A 16,195-nucleotide genomic window follows, 5' to 3' on the forward strand; every position below is an offset into this window, starting at 1 on the left:
GACCCCTTCCACGGCGCACGCCGGCCGCCCGGCCTGACGTCCGGTCACCTCAGCACCAGCCGCGCCGGAGCGGCCCCGGCGGCCGCGGGCAGCCGGGGCCCGTTCCGCCCGGGCGTCACCGACCCCAGCACGCTCGCGTGCCGGGCGCCCGTGCTCGCCGGGACCGTGCCGGGCAGGCCGTGCGCCGTGAGGAACCCGAGCACCGCGAACGCGTACGCCTCCTTCGCGTCCGACGGCAGCCCGAGCTCGTCGGAGCGGCGCACGGCCACGCCCGGCAGCGACTCGCCGAGCAGCCGCATCAGCACCGGGTTGCGGGTGCCGCCGCCGGACGCGAGCACCTCCGTGGCGCCCACCGTCCGCAGCGCGTCGGCGACCGTGCGCGCCGTGAGCCGGGTGAGCGTGGCGACCACGTCCTCGGCCGGCAGCGGGCCGGCCCGGGCCAGCGCCTCGTGCAGATAGCCGACATGGAACAGTTCCTTGCCGGTCGTCTTGGGCGCCGGCAGCGCGTAGTACGGCTCCGCCAGCAGCCGTTCCAGCAACTCCGCACGCACCCGGCCGCGGGCGGCCAGCGCACCGTCCACGTCGTACGCCAGCCGCCCGCCGCTGAAGTCGTGGGCCGCCGCGTCGATCAGCGCACACCCCGGGCCGGTGTCGAAGGCGGTCCCGTCCGGCGCGGTGAGGTTGGCGATCCCGCCGAGGTTGAGGGCGACCGGCGTGCCGGGGCGGCCGCGCAGCCACAGCAGGTCGACCAGGCTGACCAGCGGCGCGCCCTGGCCCCCGGCGGCGATGTCCCGGGGCCGGAAGTCGGCGACCACCGGCAGCCCGGTCGCCTCGGCGATCCACGCGGGCTGCCCGAGCTGCAGGGTGCCGCGCACCCGGCCCGCCTCGGCCCAGTGGTACACCGTCTGCCCGTGCGAGGCGACCAGCTCCGCCCGCCCGCCGCACAGTTCGCGGTCGGCCCGCACGGCCGCCGCAGCGAAGGCCTGCCCGATCAGGGTGTCCAGCCGGCACACCTCCGCCACCGACGCCGTCCCCGGCGGCAGCGCCGCCGCGAGCGCCGCCCGCAGCTCCCCGTCGTACGGCTCGCTCACCAGGCCGAGCGGCTCCAGCACCAGGCTGTCGCCGTCGAGGCTCAGCTCGGCCGCCGCCGCGTCGATCGCGTCGTAGGACGTGCCGGACATCAGCCCGATCACCCGCATTCGTTCACCTCGCCTTCCGGCCGGCGCCGCCGGCCGGGAGCGTGGCGAGGGCCGGCACACTCACCGCGCAGGCGGCCGCCGCGTAGTACGCGGGGACGTCCACGTCGCCGGTCCGTTCGACCGTCTCCGTGATGATGAGCCCGGCACAGCCCGAGAACACCGCATTGGACAGGGCGTAGGCGAGTCCCAGGCCGGTGTGGCGCACGGTCGTCGGGAACATCTCCGACAGCATCGCCGGGCCCGGTCCCGCCATCAGCCCCACCACGGCACCCGCCCCGGACACGGCCAGGCCCTTGAGCGCCGTGGACACCCCCGGGTCCTGGAGCAGGTCCAGCAGCGGCACCGCCAGGACCACCACCAGCAGCGCCCCGGTCAGCATCACCGCCCGCCGCCCCAGCCGGTCGCTGAGCAGCCCCGCCGGGACGATCGTCGCCGCGAAGCCGAGGTTGGCCAGCACGGTGGCGGCCAGCGCCTGCTGGAAGCTCGCGGCGAGACTGTGCTGGAGGTAGGACGGCAGCACGACCAGGAAGGTGTACCCGGCCGCCGCCCAGCCCATGATCCGCCCGGCGCCCAGCGCGATCGTCCGCACGACCTCGCGCGCGGGCGGCGGCGGCAGCTTCCGCTCCTCGCGGAACACCGGCGTCTCCTCCAGCCCCAGCCGCAGCCACAGCGCGCCCAGCCCCATCGGCAGCGCCAGCAGGAACGGCAGCCGCCAGCCCCAGTCCTCCAGCTGGGCCTGCGTCAGCACGGTGGCCGGCAGCGCCGCCGCGCACGCCCCGCCGAGCAGCCCCAGCGCCACGGTGAACGACTGCCACGAGCCGTACAGCCCGCGCCTGCCCGGCGGCGCGAACTCCGTCATCAGCGACACCGCGCCGCCGAACTCCCCGCCCGCCGACAGCCCCTGGACCACCCTCAGCAGGGTGAGCAGCCAGGGCGCGAGGGCGCCCACGGTGTCGTACGCCGGCAGCGCGCCGATGAGGGTGGTCGCGCCCGTCATCAGCCCGACCGCCAGGATCAGCACCGGACGCCGGCCGATCCGGTCGCCCAGCCGGCCGAACAGGGCCGCCCCGACGGGCCGGAAGAAGAAGGCCAGCGCGAAGGAGGCGTACGTCTGCACCAGCGCCTCGGCCGCACTGCCGCCCTCGGGGGTGAAGAAGCGGGCGGCGACGACGGTGGCGAAGGAGCCGTAGACGCCGAACTCGTACCACTCGACGAAGTTGCCGGCCGAGCCCGCGGCCAGCGCCCGGCGGGACCGCCGGGGCCCGGCGCCGGTCGCTGTCGCGGGCGCGTTCATCCGAGGCCTCCCGTCCGGCCGCCGCAGGCCGGCCGCGCTGGTGGAGGATCAGCGTCAGCTGACGGAGCGTCACCTGTCAATGACCTCCCCGGGGACGTCACCCGGCTCGGCCACCCGGCCCCGACCGGCCACCGCCGGACCAGCCCGGGGGCTACGCTCGCCCTGTACGTCGTTCGGGCGACTGGGGGAGGCAGCGGGATGACGGAGGTACCGCCGGCGGCGGGCGCCCCGGCTCCCCTGTGGGAGCGGGACGAGGAGATCGCCGCGGTCGTCGAGGCACTCGACGTCCTGTGCGCGGACCGTTCGTCGTCGGGCGGTCTGCTCGTGTTCCGGGGCGAGGCCGGACTCGGCAAGACCGCGCTGCTGGCCGAGACCCGCCGGCTGGCCGAGGAGCGCGGCTGCACGGTGTGGTCGGCCCGCGGCGGGGAGACCCTCAGGTCCGTCCCCTTCAACGTCGTACGCCGGCTGCTGCAACCCGCCCTGGTGTCCCTGCTGCCCGAGGAGGCCAGGGAGTACCTCGGCGACTGGTACGACATCGCCGGCCCCGCCCTCGGCATCGCCGACCCCGGCGGACGGCGGGCCGACCCGCAGGGCGTGTGCGACGGGCTGGTCGCCGCCGTGCGCCGGCTGGCCCGGCGGGAGTGGCCACTGGTACTGCTGGTCGACGACGCGCACTGGGCCGACCAGGAGACGCTGCGCTGGCTGGCCGCGTTCGCCGAGCGGCTGCACGATCTGTCCGTGCTGGTCGTGGTGGCCCGCCGGCCCGGCGAGGTGACCGGCGACAGCGCCCGCCACCTCGACGCGGTCGCCGCCGCCGCGGCCCGCCCCGAGACGACGCTGAGCGCCTTCACCCCCGACGCCACCGCCGGGCTCACCCGCGCGACCGTCGGCCCGCACGCCGACGCCCCGTTCTGCCGCGAGGTCTGGACCGTCACCGGCGGCAACCCCTACGAGACCGTCGAACTCCTGGCCAAGGTGCAGGACAGCGAGCTGGAGCCGGCCGAGTCCTCGGCCGGTGAACTGCGCGCGCTGAACCGCTCGGCACGCGGCGGCGGGCTCGTCGCCCGCCTGGAGGGGCTGGGCATCGACGCCACCCGGTTCGCCTGGGCGGCGGCCGTCCTCGGCACCGGCATCTCCGTCAACCTGGTCGCCCGGCTCACCACCATGCGCCCCGGACAGGCGCTGCGCTGCGCCGGGTCACTGTGCACGGCGCGCATCCTCACCGCCCCCGACCCGGCGGGTGCGCGGGCCGGCGACGGCGACCTGGAGTTCGTCCACCCGCTGATCGCCACCGCCGTCTACAACTCCATCCCCGACGCCCTGCGCACCGCCATGCACGGCATCGCCGCGCAGATCGTCACCGACTCCGGACGCGGCGCCGCGGCCGCCTCCCGGCACCTGCTCCAGGTCCACCCGGACGACGACTGGGAACTCGTCGAGCAGCTGCGCGAGGCCGCCCGCGAGCACCTCGCCGTCGGCGCCCCCGACGCCGCCCGCCGCTGCCTGGAACGCGCCCTGCGGGAACCGCCGCGGCCCGACGTGCACGCGCGCCTGCTCTACGAACTGGGCTGCGCCACCCTGCTCACCGCGCCCGCCCGGACCATCGGCCAGCTGCGGACCGCGCTCGCCATGCCCGGTCTCGACGGCCCCGCCCGCGTCGACGCCGTCTTCCGCCTCTCCCAGGCCCTGCTCCACAACGACCAGCTGGAACAGGCCGTCCGCACGGTCGAGGCGGAGGCCGCCCGGCACGAGGAGGGCCCCGCCCGGCTGCGGCTGCGGGCCGTGCAGTACATGTGGGAGGGCGTCCACGCCGGTGAGGCACCGGCCCCGCGGCGCTCCGAGCGGCTCGCCGGGCTCGCCCGCACCTGCACCGGCCGCGACAACTCCGAGCGCGCGCTGCTCATCCTGCGCGGCTTCGACGCCATGACCCACGGCGAGAACGCCGAGGAGGTCGTCGAGGCCTGCGACCGCGCCCTCGTCAACGGGCGGCTCGCCCCCGGGCTCGGCTGGACCGACACCGAGTGGGGCGTCGAACTGCTGATGATGCTCGGCAGCTCCTACGCCTACGCCGACCGCCTCGACCGCGCCGAGAACCTGTTCGCGGAGGCGCTGCGCACCTACACCACGGCCGGCTGGAGCGGCGGCCACCTCGCCCTCGCCCACGCCTTCCTCGGCCTGGCCTTCCGCCGGCAGGGCCGCCTGAGGGACGCCGAGACCGTGCTGCGCGAGTCCCTGCGCCTGGCCGAACGGGTCGGCCGCGGACTGCCCCTGTACTGGTCGGCGATGTGCGGCCTGGTCGACACCCTGCTCGCCCGCGGCCATGTGCGCGAGGCCTGGACCACCGCCGAGCAGTACGGCTTCGCCCCGCCCTACCCGTCCACGATCGTGCTGCCGGACACCCGCTCGGTGCGCGGCCGCCTGCTGCTCGCCGTGGGCCGCACCGAGGACGGCGTCAACGAACTGGAGGCGGCGGAGAAGGCGGCCGCCGTCCGGGGCGGCCACAACCCGGTGCTGGCCCCCTGGGCCGTCGACCTCGCCGGCGCCCTCGCCGCCCAGGACCCGGCCCGCGCCGCCCGGCTCGCCGCCGACGCCCGCCGCCGGGCCGAGCGGTTCGGCACCGACACCGCCATCGGCGAGGCCCTGCGCTGCGCCGCCCGCCTGGCGACCGGCCGGCGCAAGGTGGACCTCGCCGCGCGGGCCGTCACCTACCTGGAGGCCTCGCCCTGCCAGTACGAGCACGCCGCCGCCCGCATCGAGTACGGCCTCGCCGCCGGCTCCACCGGCGAGCTCGACCGGGGTCTGGCCCTGGCCCGCTCGTGCGGGGCGGACGGACTGGCGCGGCGGGCGAAGCAGGGGCTGGCGGCGCTGGAGGGCGGACTCAGTTGACGACGGGCCCGGAACCGCCGCCGGTGGCGGGCGGCGTGAAGATCCCGTAGTCGAAGTCGTCGCCGGGCAGGCCACCGTTCTGGTCGGTGCCGGTGTCTCCGCCGGTGGCGCCGGAGGGTGCTCCTCCGGGTGGGGTGCCGGTGTCTCCGCCGGCCGCGTCGGAGGGTTCTCCGTGGGGTGTGGTGCCGGTGCCGGTGTCTCCGCCGGTGGCGCCGGAAGGGTCCTCGGGGGGTGCCTGGTCGGTGCCGGTGTCTTCGCCGCCCGCGTCGGAGGGGTCCTCGGGAGGTGCCGCGCCGGTGTCACCGCCGCGCGCGACGGAGGTGCCGGAGGAGACGCACGGGTTGGAGCCGTCGTCGGTCAGTATCCATCCGCACGTGTCGGGAACCTTGGGGTTCTGGCTCGCCGTGGCGGCGAACGCGGGTGCGGACAGGGACGTGGCTCCGGCGGCCAGGACGGTCGCGGCCATGAGGAGGACGTAGCGGCGGGTGCTGGTGAGGAACATGGGAGTCGGTCCTTGCCTGCTCGGGGACTGGAGGAAGGCCGGCCGGTCCGCCGGCGGCGGCGTCGGCCGTGCATCCAGTCAGCCACCGGGCGGCACCCCGCGTCACGACACGGGAAGCCGGGACTTGACATGCCGCACCCTCGGCCGGTGTCCGCCCCGGCGGGCACCCGCTGGGCCGCCGCGAACGCCGAGTCCGCCGCCGGCACCCCGCAGTACACGGCCGTCCGGCGGCACGCCCGGCAGGCAGCAGCACCGCCCCGATCTCCTCGGGCGTGAGCCCGTTGCGCCGCGCGGCCCGGACACGCATGGCCGGCTCCTGGTAGCGGCCGTGCGCCACCGGCGCGGTCGGCGTGATCATGCTGCGGTCCCGGCGGGAGAGCGCCGGGCCGGACCGTCGAGGTGGCCCCGCGGTGCCGTGAGCACCGCCTCGGGGCACCGGGCGGTCGGCGCGGAGATCACGGCGAGCCGTTCCCGCAGGCCGTACGCGGCCGGCGCGTCGCGGCGGGCCGCGTACGCCACCTCACCGACCAGCCCGGGCATCTCGTCCGGCGGCTCCAGCGGGCGCACTCCCCGCTGTGGAACGCGATGGTGTCCGAGGAGACCACCGCGCCGCGGTGCGCGGTGCTCGACGCGCTCGCCGACGAACCGGGACCGGACCAGCGCGCGGTGGGGGAGCGGGTGGCGCCGGACCGGTCCGCCGTCGCCGAGGTGATCAGCCGGCTCGGCCGCACCGCAGGGGACTGCCGGACCAGGTCCGCGCCCCGCACGACGGCCGCCGCTTCCCGCTGCGCCCGACCGACGGCGGCACGCGCGCCCAGCGCGGAGGCCGGCGCTGCGCACGGCCCGGATGCACCGGGTGGTCCTCGCGCCGCTGACCGCGGCGGAGCAGACGCAGTTCCTGGACCTCGTCCGGCGGGTCGCGGACGCGGCGGAGGGGCTGCGCGACCCGGCCGGCCCCGCGGAGCCCCTGACGCGGACCTGACTCAGGCCCGGACGAACACCACCCACACCTGACCGGTGGCGAAGTTCAGCGGCTCGCCGTCCACCGTGGTGAACCGCGTGCCGTCCCCCGGCTCCGGCCGCTTCCACAGCGCGTCGTACGCCTTCCCGCCGCGCAGCACCTTCGCGGTGCCCGAGCCGACGGTCTCGGTGTACGGCGTGTTGTGGCCCCGGGAGTCGGCGTAACCGGACGGGCGGATCCGCACGTTCTGCACCACGACCGTCGAGGGCACCACCGGCCGGCCGTCGGTCGTCGCGGCGGCCGTGCCGTCCAGCGCGACCCGGTAGCGCTGCCGGCTCCCGTCCCAGGTGAAGGTGAAGCGGGCCGCCGGGTAGCGCACGGTCCGGACGGGCTCCGGGACACCGCCGTCCGGGGCGGCGCCGTAGCTGAAGCCGGTGGTGAGGGCGGAGACGCCGGGCGTGGCACGCAGCAGGCGGTGCGGGCGCACGTAGAGGTTGTGCGGGACGGCGCCGGCGCCGCGGAAGTAGGCGTCGGGCCTGCGGCCGGGCGGCTCGGCGCGCAGCGGTGCCCGGCCGACCAGCGGCAGCAGCCTGCGCTGCGCGCCGGAGAAGGCGAGCGCCGGGCGGTCGAACTGGCGCAGCAGTTCGAGATCGGTCTCGCGGGCGCTGCGCACCGGCCCGACGGCCTCCGGCAGCGTGCTCGCGTACACCGCCAGCAACCGGCTCAGGCCGCCCTCGACCGGTTCGACGTAGACGACGTCCGCCGCGCCGAGACCGGTGTGCGGGCGGGCCGCGCGCGCGTTGTCGATCTTCACGGCCAGCACGGGCGCCGCGCGCCGCGCCTGCTGCGGCCGGCTCGGGACCGGGGCCGGCGTCCAGGCCGCCGTCCGGGGCGGCCGGGGCGGCCGTCCGTCGTCCGGTGTGCCCCCGCCCGCGCAGCCCGCCGTGAGTGAACCCGCCGCCACCGCGCCCGCCACCACCGCCGTCGCGGCGGCACGCCGTCCGCGCGCTCTCCGTCCCGTGCTCTTGCCCACCGCTGCCACCCGACCAGTCCTGTGCGCTCGATCGTCCGTTAATACGTTCATCGATGGTCATACCTGGTCAGACAGGCGCATTACTACGAACACGCCGATCGCGCACGCCGGCCGGCCCGGTCGGCCCAGTCACCCGCCGGTCCGGCCCCGCCCGGACCGGCGGGTCCGGACCCGCCACGATTCGCCGTGGGCGCCCCGGGTACCCGGCCCGCACCGCAGTACCGGCAGGTGTGACCGCGACGGAGGGAGTGCGGGTGATGAGGGCTGTGACGTGGCAGGGCAAGCGGGACGTGCGGGTGGAGCACGTACCCGATCCGCGGATCGAGGAGCCGACCGACGCCGTCATCCGTATCACCTCGACCGGGCTGTGCGGCTCCGACCTGCACCTGTACGAGGTGCTCACCCCGTTCATGACGCCGGGCGACGTCCTCGGCCACGAACCCATGGGCATCGTCGAGGAGGTCGGCCCCGGCGTACCGGACCTGGCGGTCGGCGACCGGGTCGTGGTGCCGTTCCAGATCGCGTGCGGCAACTGCTGGATGTGCCTCAACTCGCTGCCCACGCAGTGCGAGACGACCCAGGTCACCGGCGAGGGCATGGGCGCGGCCCTGTTCGGCTACACCCGCCTGTACGGCGCGGTGCCGGGCGCCCAGGCCGAGTACCTGCGCGTCCCGCAGGCCCAGTACGGACCGATCAAGATCCCGCAGGGCCCGCCCGACGACCGGTTCCTGTACCTGTCCGACGTGCTGCCCACCGCCTGGCAGGCGGTCGCGTACGCCGACGTGCCGCAGGGCGGCTCCATCGCCGTCCTCGGGCTCGGGCCGATCGGCGACATGGCCTGCCGGGTGGCCCAGGTCCGCGGCGCCGGCCGGGTGTTCGGCGTCGACCTGGTCTCCGACCGGCTGCGCCGGGCCGCGGCACGCGGTGTGGAGACCTACGACCTGCGCGCCTTCGACAGCGAGAAGGAGCTCGTCGCCGCGATCCGCGACCAGACCGACGGCCGCGGCCCCGACGCCGTGATCGACGCGGTCGGCACCGAGGCGCACGGCAGTCTCGCCGCCCGCCTGGCCCAGCAGGCCTCCAGCATGCTGCCCCGCAAGCTCAGCGGCCCGCTCGCCGAACGCTTCAGCGTCGACCGGCTCGCCGCCCTGCACACCGCCATCGAACTGGTCCGCCGCGGCGGCACCCTGTCGCTGGTCGGCGTCTACGGCGGCATGGCCGACCCGCTGCCGATGCTCACCATGTTCGACAAGCAGCTGCAGATCCGGATGGGCCAGGCCAACGTCCGCCGCTGGGTCGACGAGATCCTGCCGTACCTGACCGACGAGGACCCGCTCGGCGTCGACGACTTCGCCACCCACCGGGTGCCGCTGGACGAGGCGCCCCGGGCCTACGAGATGTTCCAGCACAAGCGGGACGGCGCCGTGAAGGTCGTGATGCGGCCCTGAGTCCGGGTCCGGCTCAGGCCCGCGGCGCGAGGATCTCCGCGAGGTCGTAGCGCACCGGCTCCTCCAGCTGGGCGTACGTGCAGCTCTCCGGTGCCCGGTCCGGCCGCCAGCGGCGGAAGCGGGCCGTGTGCCGGAACCGCGCGCCGTTCTCCATGTGGTCGTACGCCACCTCGCACACCCGCTCCGGACGCAGCGGCACCCACGACAGGTCCTTCTTGCCGGACCAGCGGCTCGGTGCCCCCGGCAGCCGGGCCGTCTCGTGCGCCGCCTCCTGGGCCCAGGCCGCCCACGGATGCCCCGCCGCGTCGTCCAGGCGCAGCGGCTCCAGCTCCTCGACCAGCTCCGCGCGCCGGGCCATGGAGAAGGCGGCGGACACGCCGACGTGCTGCAGGGCGCCGGTGCCGTCGTACAGGCCGAGCAGCAGGGAGCCGACGACGGGCCCGCTCTTGTGCAGCCGGTAGCCGGCCACCACGACGTCCGCGGTGCGTTCGTGCTTGACCTTGAACATCGCCCGCTCGTCCTGGAGGTAGCGCAGCGTGAGCGGCTTGGCGACCACACCGTCCAGGCCCGCTCCCTCGTACTGCTCGAACCACCGCCCCGCCAGCTCGATGTCGGTCGTCGCCGGCGCCACGTGCACCGGGGCGGTCACCCCGGACAGCGCCGTGACCAGCTCCGCGCGGCGGTCGGCGAGCGGCACCCGCACCAGCGACCGGTCGGCCAGCGCCAGCAGGTCGAAGGCGACGAACGAGGACGGCGTCCGTTCGGCCAGCGTCCGCACCCGTGAGCCGGCCGGGTGGATCCGCTCGGTGAGCGCGTCGAAGTCGAGCCGTCCCTCCCGCGCGATCACGATCTCTCCGTCCAGCACGCAGCGCTGCGGCAACCGCTCCGCCAAAGCCGCCACCAGTTCCGGGAAGTACCTGGTCAGCGGCTTGGTGGTGCGGCTGGCGAGTACCACCTCGGCCCCGTCACGGAACACGATCGCCCGGAAGCCGTCCCACTTCGCCTCGTAGTGCATCCCCGGCGGGATCCGGGCCACGGACTTGGCGAGCATCGGCTTGACGGGCGGCATCACCGGCAGGTCCATGACTCGACTGTAGGCGGACCGCGGACGCGGCGCCGTGCGAGGCGCACGGGGTGCGCCTACCGTGGCTGACATGGGTGACGCGGTGGAACTCCAGGCGGGCGGCCGGACCGTACGGCTGTCCAGCCCCGGCAAGGTCTTCTTCCCGGAGCGCGGCTTCACCAAGCTGGACCTCGCCCGCTACTACCTCGCCGTCGGCCCCGGCATCCTGCGCGCCCTGCGCGACCGGCCGACCACCCTGGAGCGCTACCCGGAGGGCGTGACCGGCGAGTCCTTCTTCCAGAAACGGGCCCCCAAGAACATGCCCGACTGGATCCCCACCGCCCACATCACCTTTCCCAGCGGGCGCAGCGCCGACGAGATGTGCCCCACCGAGGAGGCCGCCGTGCTGTGGGCCGCCCAGTACGGCACCCTCACCTTCCATCCCTGGCCGGTGCGCCGCGCCGACGTCGACAGCCCCGACGAACTGCGCATCGACCTCGACCCGCAGCCCGGCACCGACTACGACGACGCGGTCCGCGCCGCCCGCGAACTGCGCGCCGTCCTGGACGAGTTCGGCGGCCTGCGCGGCTTCCCCAAGACCTCCGGCGGCCGGGGCCTGCACGTCTTCGTGCCGATCGAGCCGCGCTGGACCTTCACCCAGGTCCGCCGGGCCGCCATCGCCGTGGGCCGGGAGCTGGAGCGGCGGATGCCGCGGCACGTCACGACCCGGTGGTGGAAGGAGGAGCGGGGCGAGAAGATCTTCGTCGACTACAACCAGACCGCCCGGGACCGCACGATCGCCTCCGCCTACTCCGTGCGCCCCCGCCCGCACGCCCCCGTCTCGGCGCCGCTGCGCTGGGAGGAGGTCGGGGTGGCCCGCCCCCGGGACTTCGACCTCGCGACGATGCCCGCGCGCTTCGCCGAACTCGGCGACGTGCACGCGGGCATGGACGACCGTCGTCACTCCCTGGACGCGCTGCTGGAGCTGGCCGCCCAGGACGAGCACGACCACGGGCTCGGCGACCTGCCGTACCCGCCCGAGTACCCCAAGATGCCGGGGGAGCCCAAGCGGGTACAGCCGAGCCGCGCGAAGAAGAGCCGGCCTACAGCTCCTTGATCCGGATGTCGCGGTAGGAGACGACGTCCGTCGTGCCGTGCACCTGGAGCCCGAGGTAACCCGAGGCGAACCGCCGCCCGTCCGTGCCCGGGTCGTCCGAGCGGGGCGGGGCGAAGTCCAGACCGCCGACGTTGTCGAACTCGTTGATCAGCCGGCCGTTGCGGTAGACCGAGTAGTGCTGGTCCACCACCCGGATCTCGTAGTCGTTCCAGGTGCCCTTCTGCGTCACGCCCGCACCCGCGAGCCCGACCCGGTCGAAGCCGTAGACCGACCCCGTCTTGTACATGTCGCCGTCCGGCCGGTCGAGCACCTGCACCTCGTGCCCGTACTTGATGGCGACCCACTCCGGCCGCGGCTCCTCCGGGTGGTCGTGGACGTACGGGAACCGCACGAACACCCCGGAGTTGGCGTTGCCGGTGCCGGGAGCGTCGTCCCGCCACTGGAGCCTCAGCGAGAAGTCGCCGTACTTGCGCTGCGGGAACCACAGCATGCCGAGCCCGGCCTCGGTGGTGCCGCTGGTCATCGACCCGTTGGCGTTCAGGGCGAACGAACCGCCGCCCACGTGCTGCCACCGGGCGAAGGAGCCGGCCGTGCCGTCGAACAGCGCGTGGTACCCCTCGGTCTGGCCGGGGCGGCCGATGCCGGACTGCCGGGCGGCCCGGGTGATCCGGTTGTGCTCCCGCTGGTCGATCACGCCGTCCGTGAGGAGCTCGTCGAGGACCGTCTTCACGTGCTTGAGGAACAGCGCGTGCGACGTCCACTCCCTCTCGTCCTCGATCAGCTCGTTGATCCGGCACCGGTCCGCGGTGAGCCGGTTCGGCACCCCCGAGTCGACCGTGCCGACGATCACCGTCTCCCGTTCGTCGTACTCGGGACAGGGCGGCGCGGGCACGTTGCCGGCGACCACCGTGAAGCTCACGGTCAGCGCCGCGGAGGTGTTGCCCGCCCGGTCGGTCGCCCGGTACGCGAGCGTGTGCGCGCCCGCCCGGTCGACGGTCACGGGCCCGGTGTACGCGAGGTACGGCCCGCCGTCGAGCGAGTACTCGACGCCCGCGACCCCTCCGTCGTCGGTGGCGCTGACGGTGACCCTGGCGCTCGCCACGTACGCCCCGTCGGAGTTCCGCGTCCCCTCGACGGTCGCACCGGTCACCGGCGGGGTGGTGTCCTGCGGCGGCGCGCTGACCACGGTGAACTGCACGTTCTTCTCCGCCGCCACGTTGCCCGCCTTGTCGGTGGCGCGGTAGCGGACGGTGTGGGTGCCGACCTGGTGCACCATCACCGGCTGGGTGTACGGCTGCCAGGCCCCGGACGCGCCGATCGCGTACTCGACGGTGTTGACGCCGGACCCGGTGTCGGACGCGGTGACGGTGACGGTCGCCATGTCGACGTAGCTGCCGTCGGGGTTCGTGACGCCGCTGACCGTCGCCGAGGTCTCCGGCGCCGTCGTGTCGTCCGTCTGCGGCGCCACCACCGTGAACGCGGCGCTCCGCTCGGCGGACACGTTGCCCGCCCTGTCGAACGCCCGGTAGCGGACCTGGTGACTGCCGACCTGGTCGACCACGACCGGGGCGGTGTACGGCTGCCAGGCGCCGTCCGGCCCGATCGCGTACTCGATCCGGTCGACGCCGGAGCCACCCGTCTCGTCCGTCGCGTCAACGGTCACGCTGGCCGAGCCGACGTACTCGCCCGCCTGGTTGCGGACGCCGCTGACCTGCGCCGAGGTCGACGGCGCGGTGGTGTCCTCGCCGCTGCCCTCGGTGACCGTCAGGATGCCCTGCATCTGCCCGTGGCCGGGGATCGTGCAGTGGTAGAAGTACCGGCCCGGGGTGAGCGTGACCTCGGCGGTGTGCCGCCCGCCCTGGTCGTCGTTGGGGTTGGCGAGGAGGTTGAGCTGGACGTCGCCGTTGAACTCCGGGTCGCTGGTGACGAACGTCAGCGTGTGCGGCATGCCGGTGGTGTTGCCGGTGGCCTCGCTGTTCTCGAAGACGATCGTGGCCGGCCCGGCCACCGCGGTCGCGGGGGCCGAGAGGTACCTGTCGATGCCGTTGCCCGCCGTCCAGGTCAGGACCTGGGCGGCGGCCCGTGCGGGCTCCCGGGCCTGCTGCCCGGTCGCCGTCGTGGCCTGCAGGCCCAGCACCATCAGGAGCGCGGCCAGCAGCCCCGCCCACACTCTTCGTCGGCCCGTCACCGCTGTGCCCCTCTCGCCAGCTGGTCGGCGGCCGGCGTGGCACCGCCGCCGGTGTACGTCACGCGCCACAACGCCGACCTGGCGTCCGAGGTGAAGAAGCCGCGCCCGTAGTCGAGGACGTACAGCGCGCCGTCCGGACCGAACTTCCAGTCCATGAGGTTCCTGATGCCGTCGTTGCCGACCGGCACGATCTTCTTCAGCGACTCCGAGTGCACCGGCAGCCCGCCGTCACCCAGCGTCTCCGGATCCATCAGCACGGCGTTGCGCGGCTGGTCGGCGTCGTAGAAGTCGCCGACGAACCACTTGCCGTCCCAGTACGCGGGCCACTTGACCTCGCTGGCCGCCGACACGTCCTCGGACCGGTACACCGGCCCGTTCATCGCCGCCTGCCCGCCGCCCTTGAGCCACGGCAGCCGGTAGGTGGCCTCCTCCTGCCGGTAGGACGGGACGCCGTTCGCGTCCCGCGGGAAGTCCGGGGCGCCGCCCTGGGGCGAGTACCAGATGTTGTTGCCGGTGACCGGCGGAAGGTTGACCAGGCCGTCGTTGTTCGGCGACTCGTTCCTCGGGTGGTCGCAGTCGTACCAGCCGAGCGGCTTCGACGGATCCGGCAGGTTGCGGTCCCGGTAGGGCTGCTTGTTGCCCATGCAGTACGGCCAGCCCCGGTTGCCCGCCTCGGTGATGGCGGCGAAGGTGTCGTACTTGGCCGGGCCCCAGGTCGTGGAGGGCGCCGAGGCGTCCGGGCCGACCCAGCCCGCGTACAGGACGTCGGTCTTCTTGTCGACGAAGATGCGGGCCGGGTTCCTGACCCCCATCACATAGATCTCGCCGCGCGTCTTGCCGCCGCCCTCGTCGGTCTCCTCGCCGGTGAAGAGGTTGCCCTCCGGGAGCGTGTAGGTCCCGTCGGGCTCGGGGTGGATGCGCAGGATCTTGCCGTTGAGGTTGTTGGTGTTGCCGGCGGTGCGGCGCGCGTCGGCGAAGGAGAGGCCCTTGTAGTTCGGCTCCGGGTTGTTGCCGGAGTAACCGCCGCTGAAGCCGCTGGAGTTGTTGTCACCGGTCGCGATGTACAGGTTGCCCCGGGAGTCCCAGGTCATCCCGCCGCCCGCGTGGCAGCAGCTGTGGATCTGCACCGGCCAGGCCAGGAGCACCTTCTCGCTGCCCAGGTCGAGCTTGTTGGTGGCGAGGTCCAGGGTGAAGCGGGAGACGCGGCGCTCGGCCGTCCGGGCATCCCGGTCGATCTCCGAGTGCGGCGTGTAGTGCAGGTACACCCAGCCGTTGTCCTCGAAGCGCGGGTCGAGCTCGATGCCGAGCAGGCCCTCCTCGACCTTCACCAGCTCGTCGCCGCCGCCCTTGTTGCCGAAGACGGTGAGCGCCCCGGCGAGCGTGACCTCCTCGGTCTTCGGGTCGTAGACGTGGATCTCGCCCGAGCCCTTGCCGATCTCGGGGTCGTTCCAGTCGGTGACCACCGGCCGGGAGGAGTCGGCGCCGCCGCGGCCGATGTAGAGGACGCGGCCGTCGGGGGCGGTGACCAGGCCGTGCGGCTCGCCGATCTGGTCGTTCTGTCCCGGCTGGTTGGGCCGCGTCAGCCGCTCGGCCCGGTAGTTGCCGCTGATGGTCGCCTTGCAGTCGGCCCGGACGAGCCGGGTGGTCCACATCAGGGCGCCGCGCAGATGGGCGCGGAAGTCGGTCTCGTCGTACGACGACACCGTGCCGCCCATGCCGGTGTAGAAGGAGCGGCCGCCGTCGTAGTCGTGGCACCAGCTGATCGGGTGGTCCCAGCCGTTGGCGCTCGCGCCGGGCCGGTACGACGACTCGCGCACCCGGGCCACGGTGTGCACCGTGCCGGAGGGGTTCCTCACCCAGTTCGGCCACTGGTCGGGGCGTTTCCACTGCACCGGCAGGTCCTTGGTGGCCGGATGCAGGCGGTCGCCCACCTCCACGGTGGCCCGCTGCACGGCCGCCGGGCTGTTCGCTGCCGGGCGGGCGCCGACGAGGCCGGTGAACCAGTCGGAGTAGGGCTCCGCGCGGGCCGCGTCATGGATGCCGACGAAACCGCCGCCCGCCTCCATGTAGGTCTCCAGGCCCGCCTCCTGTTCCGGGTCCAGCATGTCGCCGCCGCCGGTCAGGAAGACCACTGCGTTGTAACGGCCCAGGCTGGTCGCGTCGGTGAAGACCGCGGCGTCGTCGGTGGCCTCGACCCTGAAGCGCTCGTTCGCCGGACCGGACAGGCCGATCCGCTCGATCGCCTCGATACCGGCGTTCACCACCGGCGACTCGTCGCCGGCCGCCGCGGAACCGTAGAAGATCAGCACGCGGACGTTCGCGCCGCCGGGCGGCGACGGGAGGGACATCGTTGTCGGCGAGGGCTCCGGAGCCGGGAGCGCACCCGCGGCGGGGCCGGAGAGCAGCCCCGCGACGACTAATCCAGCTGTCAAGAGGGCCGTCCCGGCCCGCTTTCCCACCCTAGTCCGGTTCGGCTCCCTCGAAGTCATGGGTCTGTGGTGCGA

Annotated in this window: 11 protein-coding genes and 2 pseudogenes; 4 read left to right on the forward strand and 9 right to left on the reverse strand. The window is 74.5% G+C overall.

Translation table 11 applies throughout. The features are described 5' to 3' along the window. Window positions 1-44 precede the first annotated feature (44 nt). The gene (locus tag ACFF45_RS11510; RefSeq protein ID WP_381345394.1) at window positions 45-1,199 is read right to left on the reverse strand and encodes an anhydro-N-acetylmuramic acid kinase; all 1,155 of its coding nucleotides are present in this window, start codon (window positions 1,197-1,199) and stop codon (window positions 45-47) included. 4 nt (window positions 1,200-1,203) lie between these two features. Next, window positions 1,204-2,493 (reverse strand): MFS transporter, encoded by a 1,290-nt coding sequence (locus ACFF45_RS11515; protein ID WP_381345396.1) that lies wholly within the window; start codon window positions 2,491-2,493, stop codon window positions 1,204-1,206. 198 nt (window positions 2,494-2,691) lie between these two features. On the opposite strand from ACFF45_RS11515, the gene ACFF45_RS11520 reads away from it, so the two are divergent. Continuing rightward, window positions 2,692-5,379: an ATP-binding protein gene (locus ACFF45_RS11520; RefSeq protein ID WP_381345398.1), complete on the forward strand. Its 2,688-nt coding sequence runs from the start codon at window positions 2,692-2,694 to the stop codon at window positions 5,377-5,379. On the opposite strand, the gene ACFF45_RS11525 is transcribed toward ACFF45_RS11520, so the two are convergent. From ACFF45_RS11525 to ACFF45_RS11535, 3 genes and pseudogenes are all read right to left on the reverse strand, one after another. Next, entirely contained in the window at window positions 5,372-5,881 is a 510-nt protein-coding gene (locus ACFF45_RS11525; protein WP_381345538.1) for a hypothetical protein, read from the reverse strand. The genes ACFF45_RS11520 and ACFF45_RS11525 overlap by 8 nt on opposite strands. A 283-nt stretch (window positions 5,882-6,164) precedes the next feature. Further along, a pseudogene (locus ACFF45_RS11530) lies at window positions 6,165-6,239 on the reverse strand (hypothetical protein); the annotation flags it as partial. Further along, the gene (locus tag ACFF45_RS11535; RefSeq protein ID WP_381345540.1) at window positions 6,236-6,448 is read right to left on the reverse strand and encodes a hypothetical protein; all 213 of its coding nucleotides are present in this window, start codon (window positions 6,446-6,448) and stop codon (window positions 6,236-6,238) included. The gene ACFF45_RS11535 and the pseudogene ACFF45_RS11530, both read right to left, overlap by 4 nt. Between ACFF45_RS11535 and ACFF45_RS11540 the strand changes: the two are divergent. After that, window positions 6,401-6,863: pseudogene (locus tag ACFF45_RS11540) on the forward strand (MarR family winged helix-turn-helix transcriptional regulator); the annotation flags it as partial. The gene ACFF45_RS11535 and the pseudogene ACFF45_RS11540 overlap by 48 nt on opposite strands. A gap of 1 nt (window position 6,864) precedes the next feature. On the opposite strand, the gene ACFF45_RS11545 reads toward ACFF45_RS11540, so the two are convergent. Then, window positions 6,865-7,884 (reverse strand): DUF3048 domain-containing protein, encoded by a 1,020-nt coding sequence (locus tag ACFF45_RS11545; protein WP_381345399.1) that lies wholly within the window; start codon window positions 7,882-7,884, stop codon window positions 6,865-6,867. A gap of 248 nt (window positions 7,885-8,132) precedes the next feature. On the opposite strand from ACFF45_RS11545, the gene ACFF45_RS11550 reads away from it, so the two are divergent. Beyond that, a complete protein-coding gene (locus ACFF45_RS11550) occupies window positions 8,133-9,323 on the forward strand; it encodes a zinc-dependent alcohol dehydrogenase (protein ID WP_381345401.1) in 1,191 nt (396 codons plus the stop codon). 13 nt (window positions 9,324-9,336) lie between these two features. On the opposite strand, the gene ACFF45_RS11555 is transcribed toward ACFF45_RS11550, so the two are convergent. Continuing rightward, window positions 9,337-10,407 carry an ATP-dependent DNA ligase gene (locus ACFF45_RS11555; RefSeq protein WP_381345403.1) on the reverse strand — a complete coding sequence of 357 codons (1,071 nt, stop codon included), beginning with the start codon at window positions 10,405-10,407 and terminating at the stop codon, window positions 9,337-9,339. Window positions 10,408-10,477: 70 nt separating this feature from the next. Here ACFF45_RS11555 and ligD point away from each other — a divergent pair, with 70 nt between their 5' ends. Beyond that, window positions 10,478-11,503 (forward strand): non-homologous end-joining DNA ligase, encoded by a 1,026-nt coding sequence (gene ligD / locus ACFF45_RS11560; protein ID WP_381345405.1) that lies wholly within the window; start codon window positions 10,478-10,480, stop codon window positions 11,501-11,503. Here ligD and ACFF45_RS11565 read toward each other — a convergent pair. Next, the gene (locus ACFF45_RS11565) at window positions 11,490-13,643 is read right to left on the reverse strand and encodes an OmpL47-type beta-barrel domain-containing protein (protein ID WP_381345525.1); all 2,154 of its coding nucleotides are present in this window, start codon (window positions 13,641-13,643) and stop codon (window positions 11,490-11,492) included. The two genes, ligD and ACFF45_RS11565, sit on opposite strands and share 14 nt — an antisense overlap. A 44-nt stretch (window positions 13,644-13,687) precedes the next feature. Next, complete coding sequence (locus tag ACFF45_RS11570) at window positions 13,688-16,180, reverse strand: ThuA domain-containing protein (RefSeq protein WP_381345407.1); 2,493 nt, start codon at window positions 16,178-16,180, stop codon at window positions 13,688-13,690. Window positions 16,181-16,195 lie beyond the last annotated feature (15 nt).

It is taken from the genome of Streptomyces cinereospinus, from assembly GCF_042430725.1.
GTDB lineage: Bacteria > Actinomycetota > Actinomycetes > Streptomycetales > Streptomycetaceae > Streptomyces > Streptomyces cinereospinus.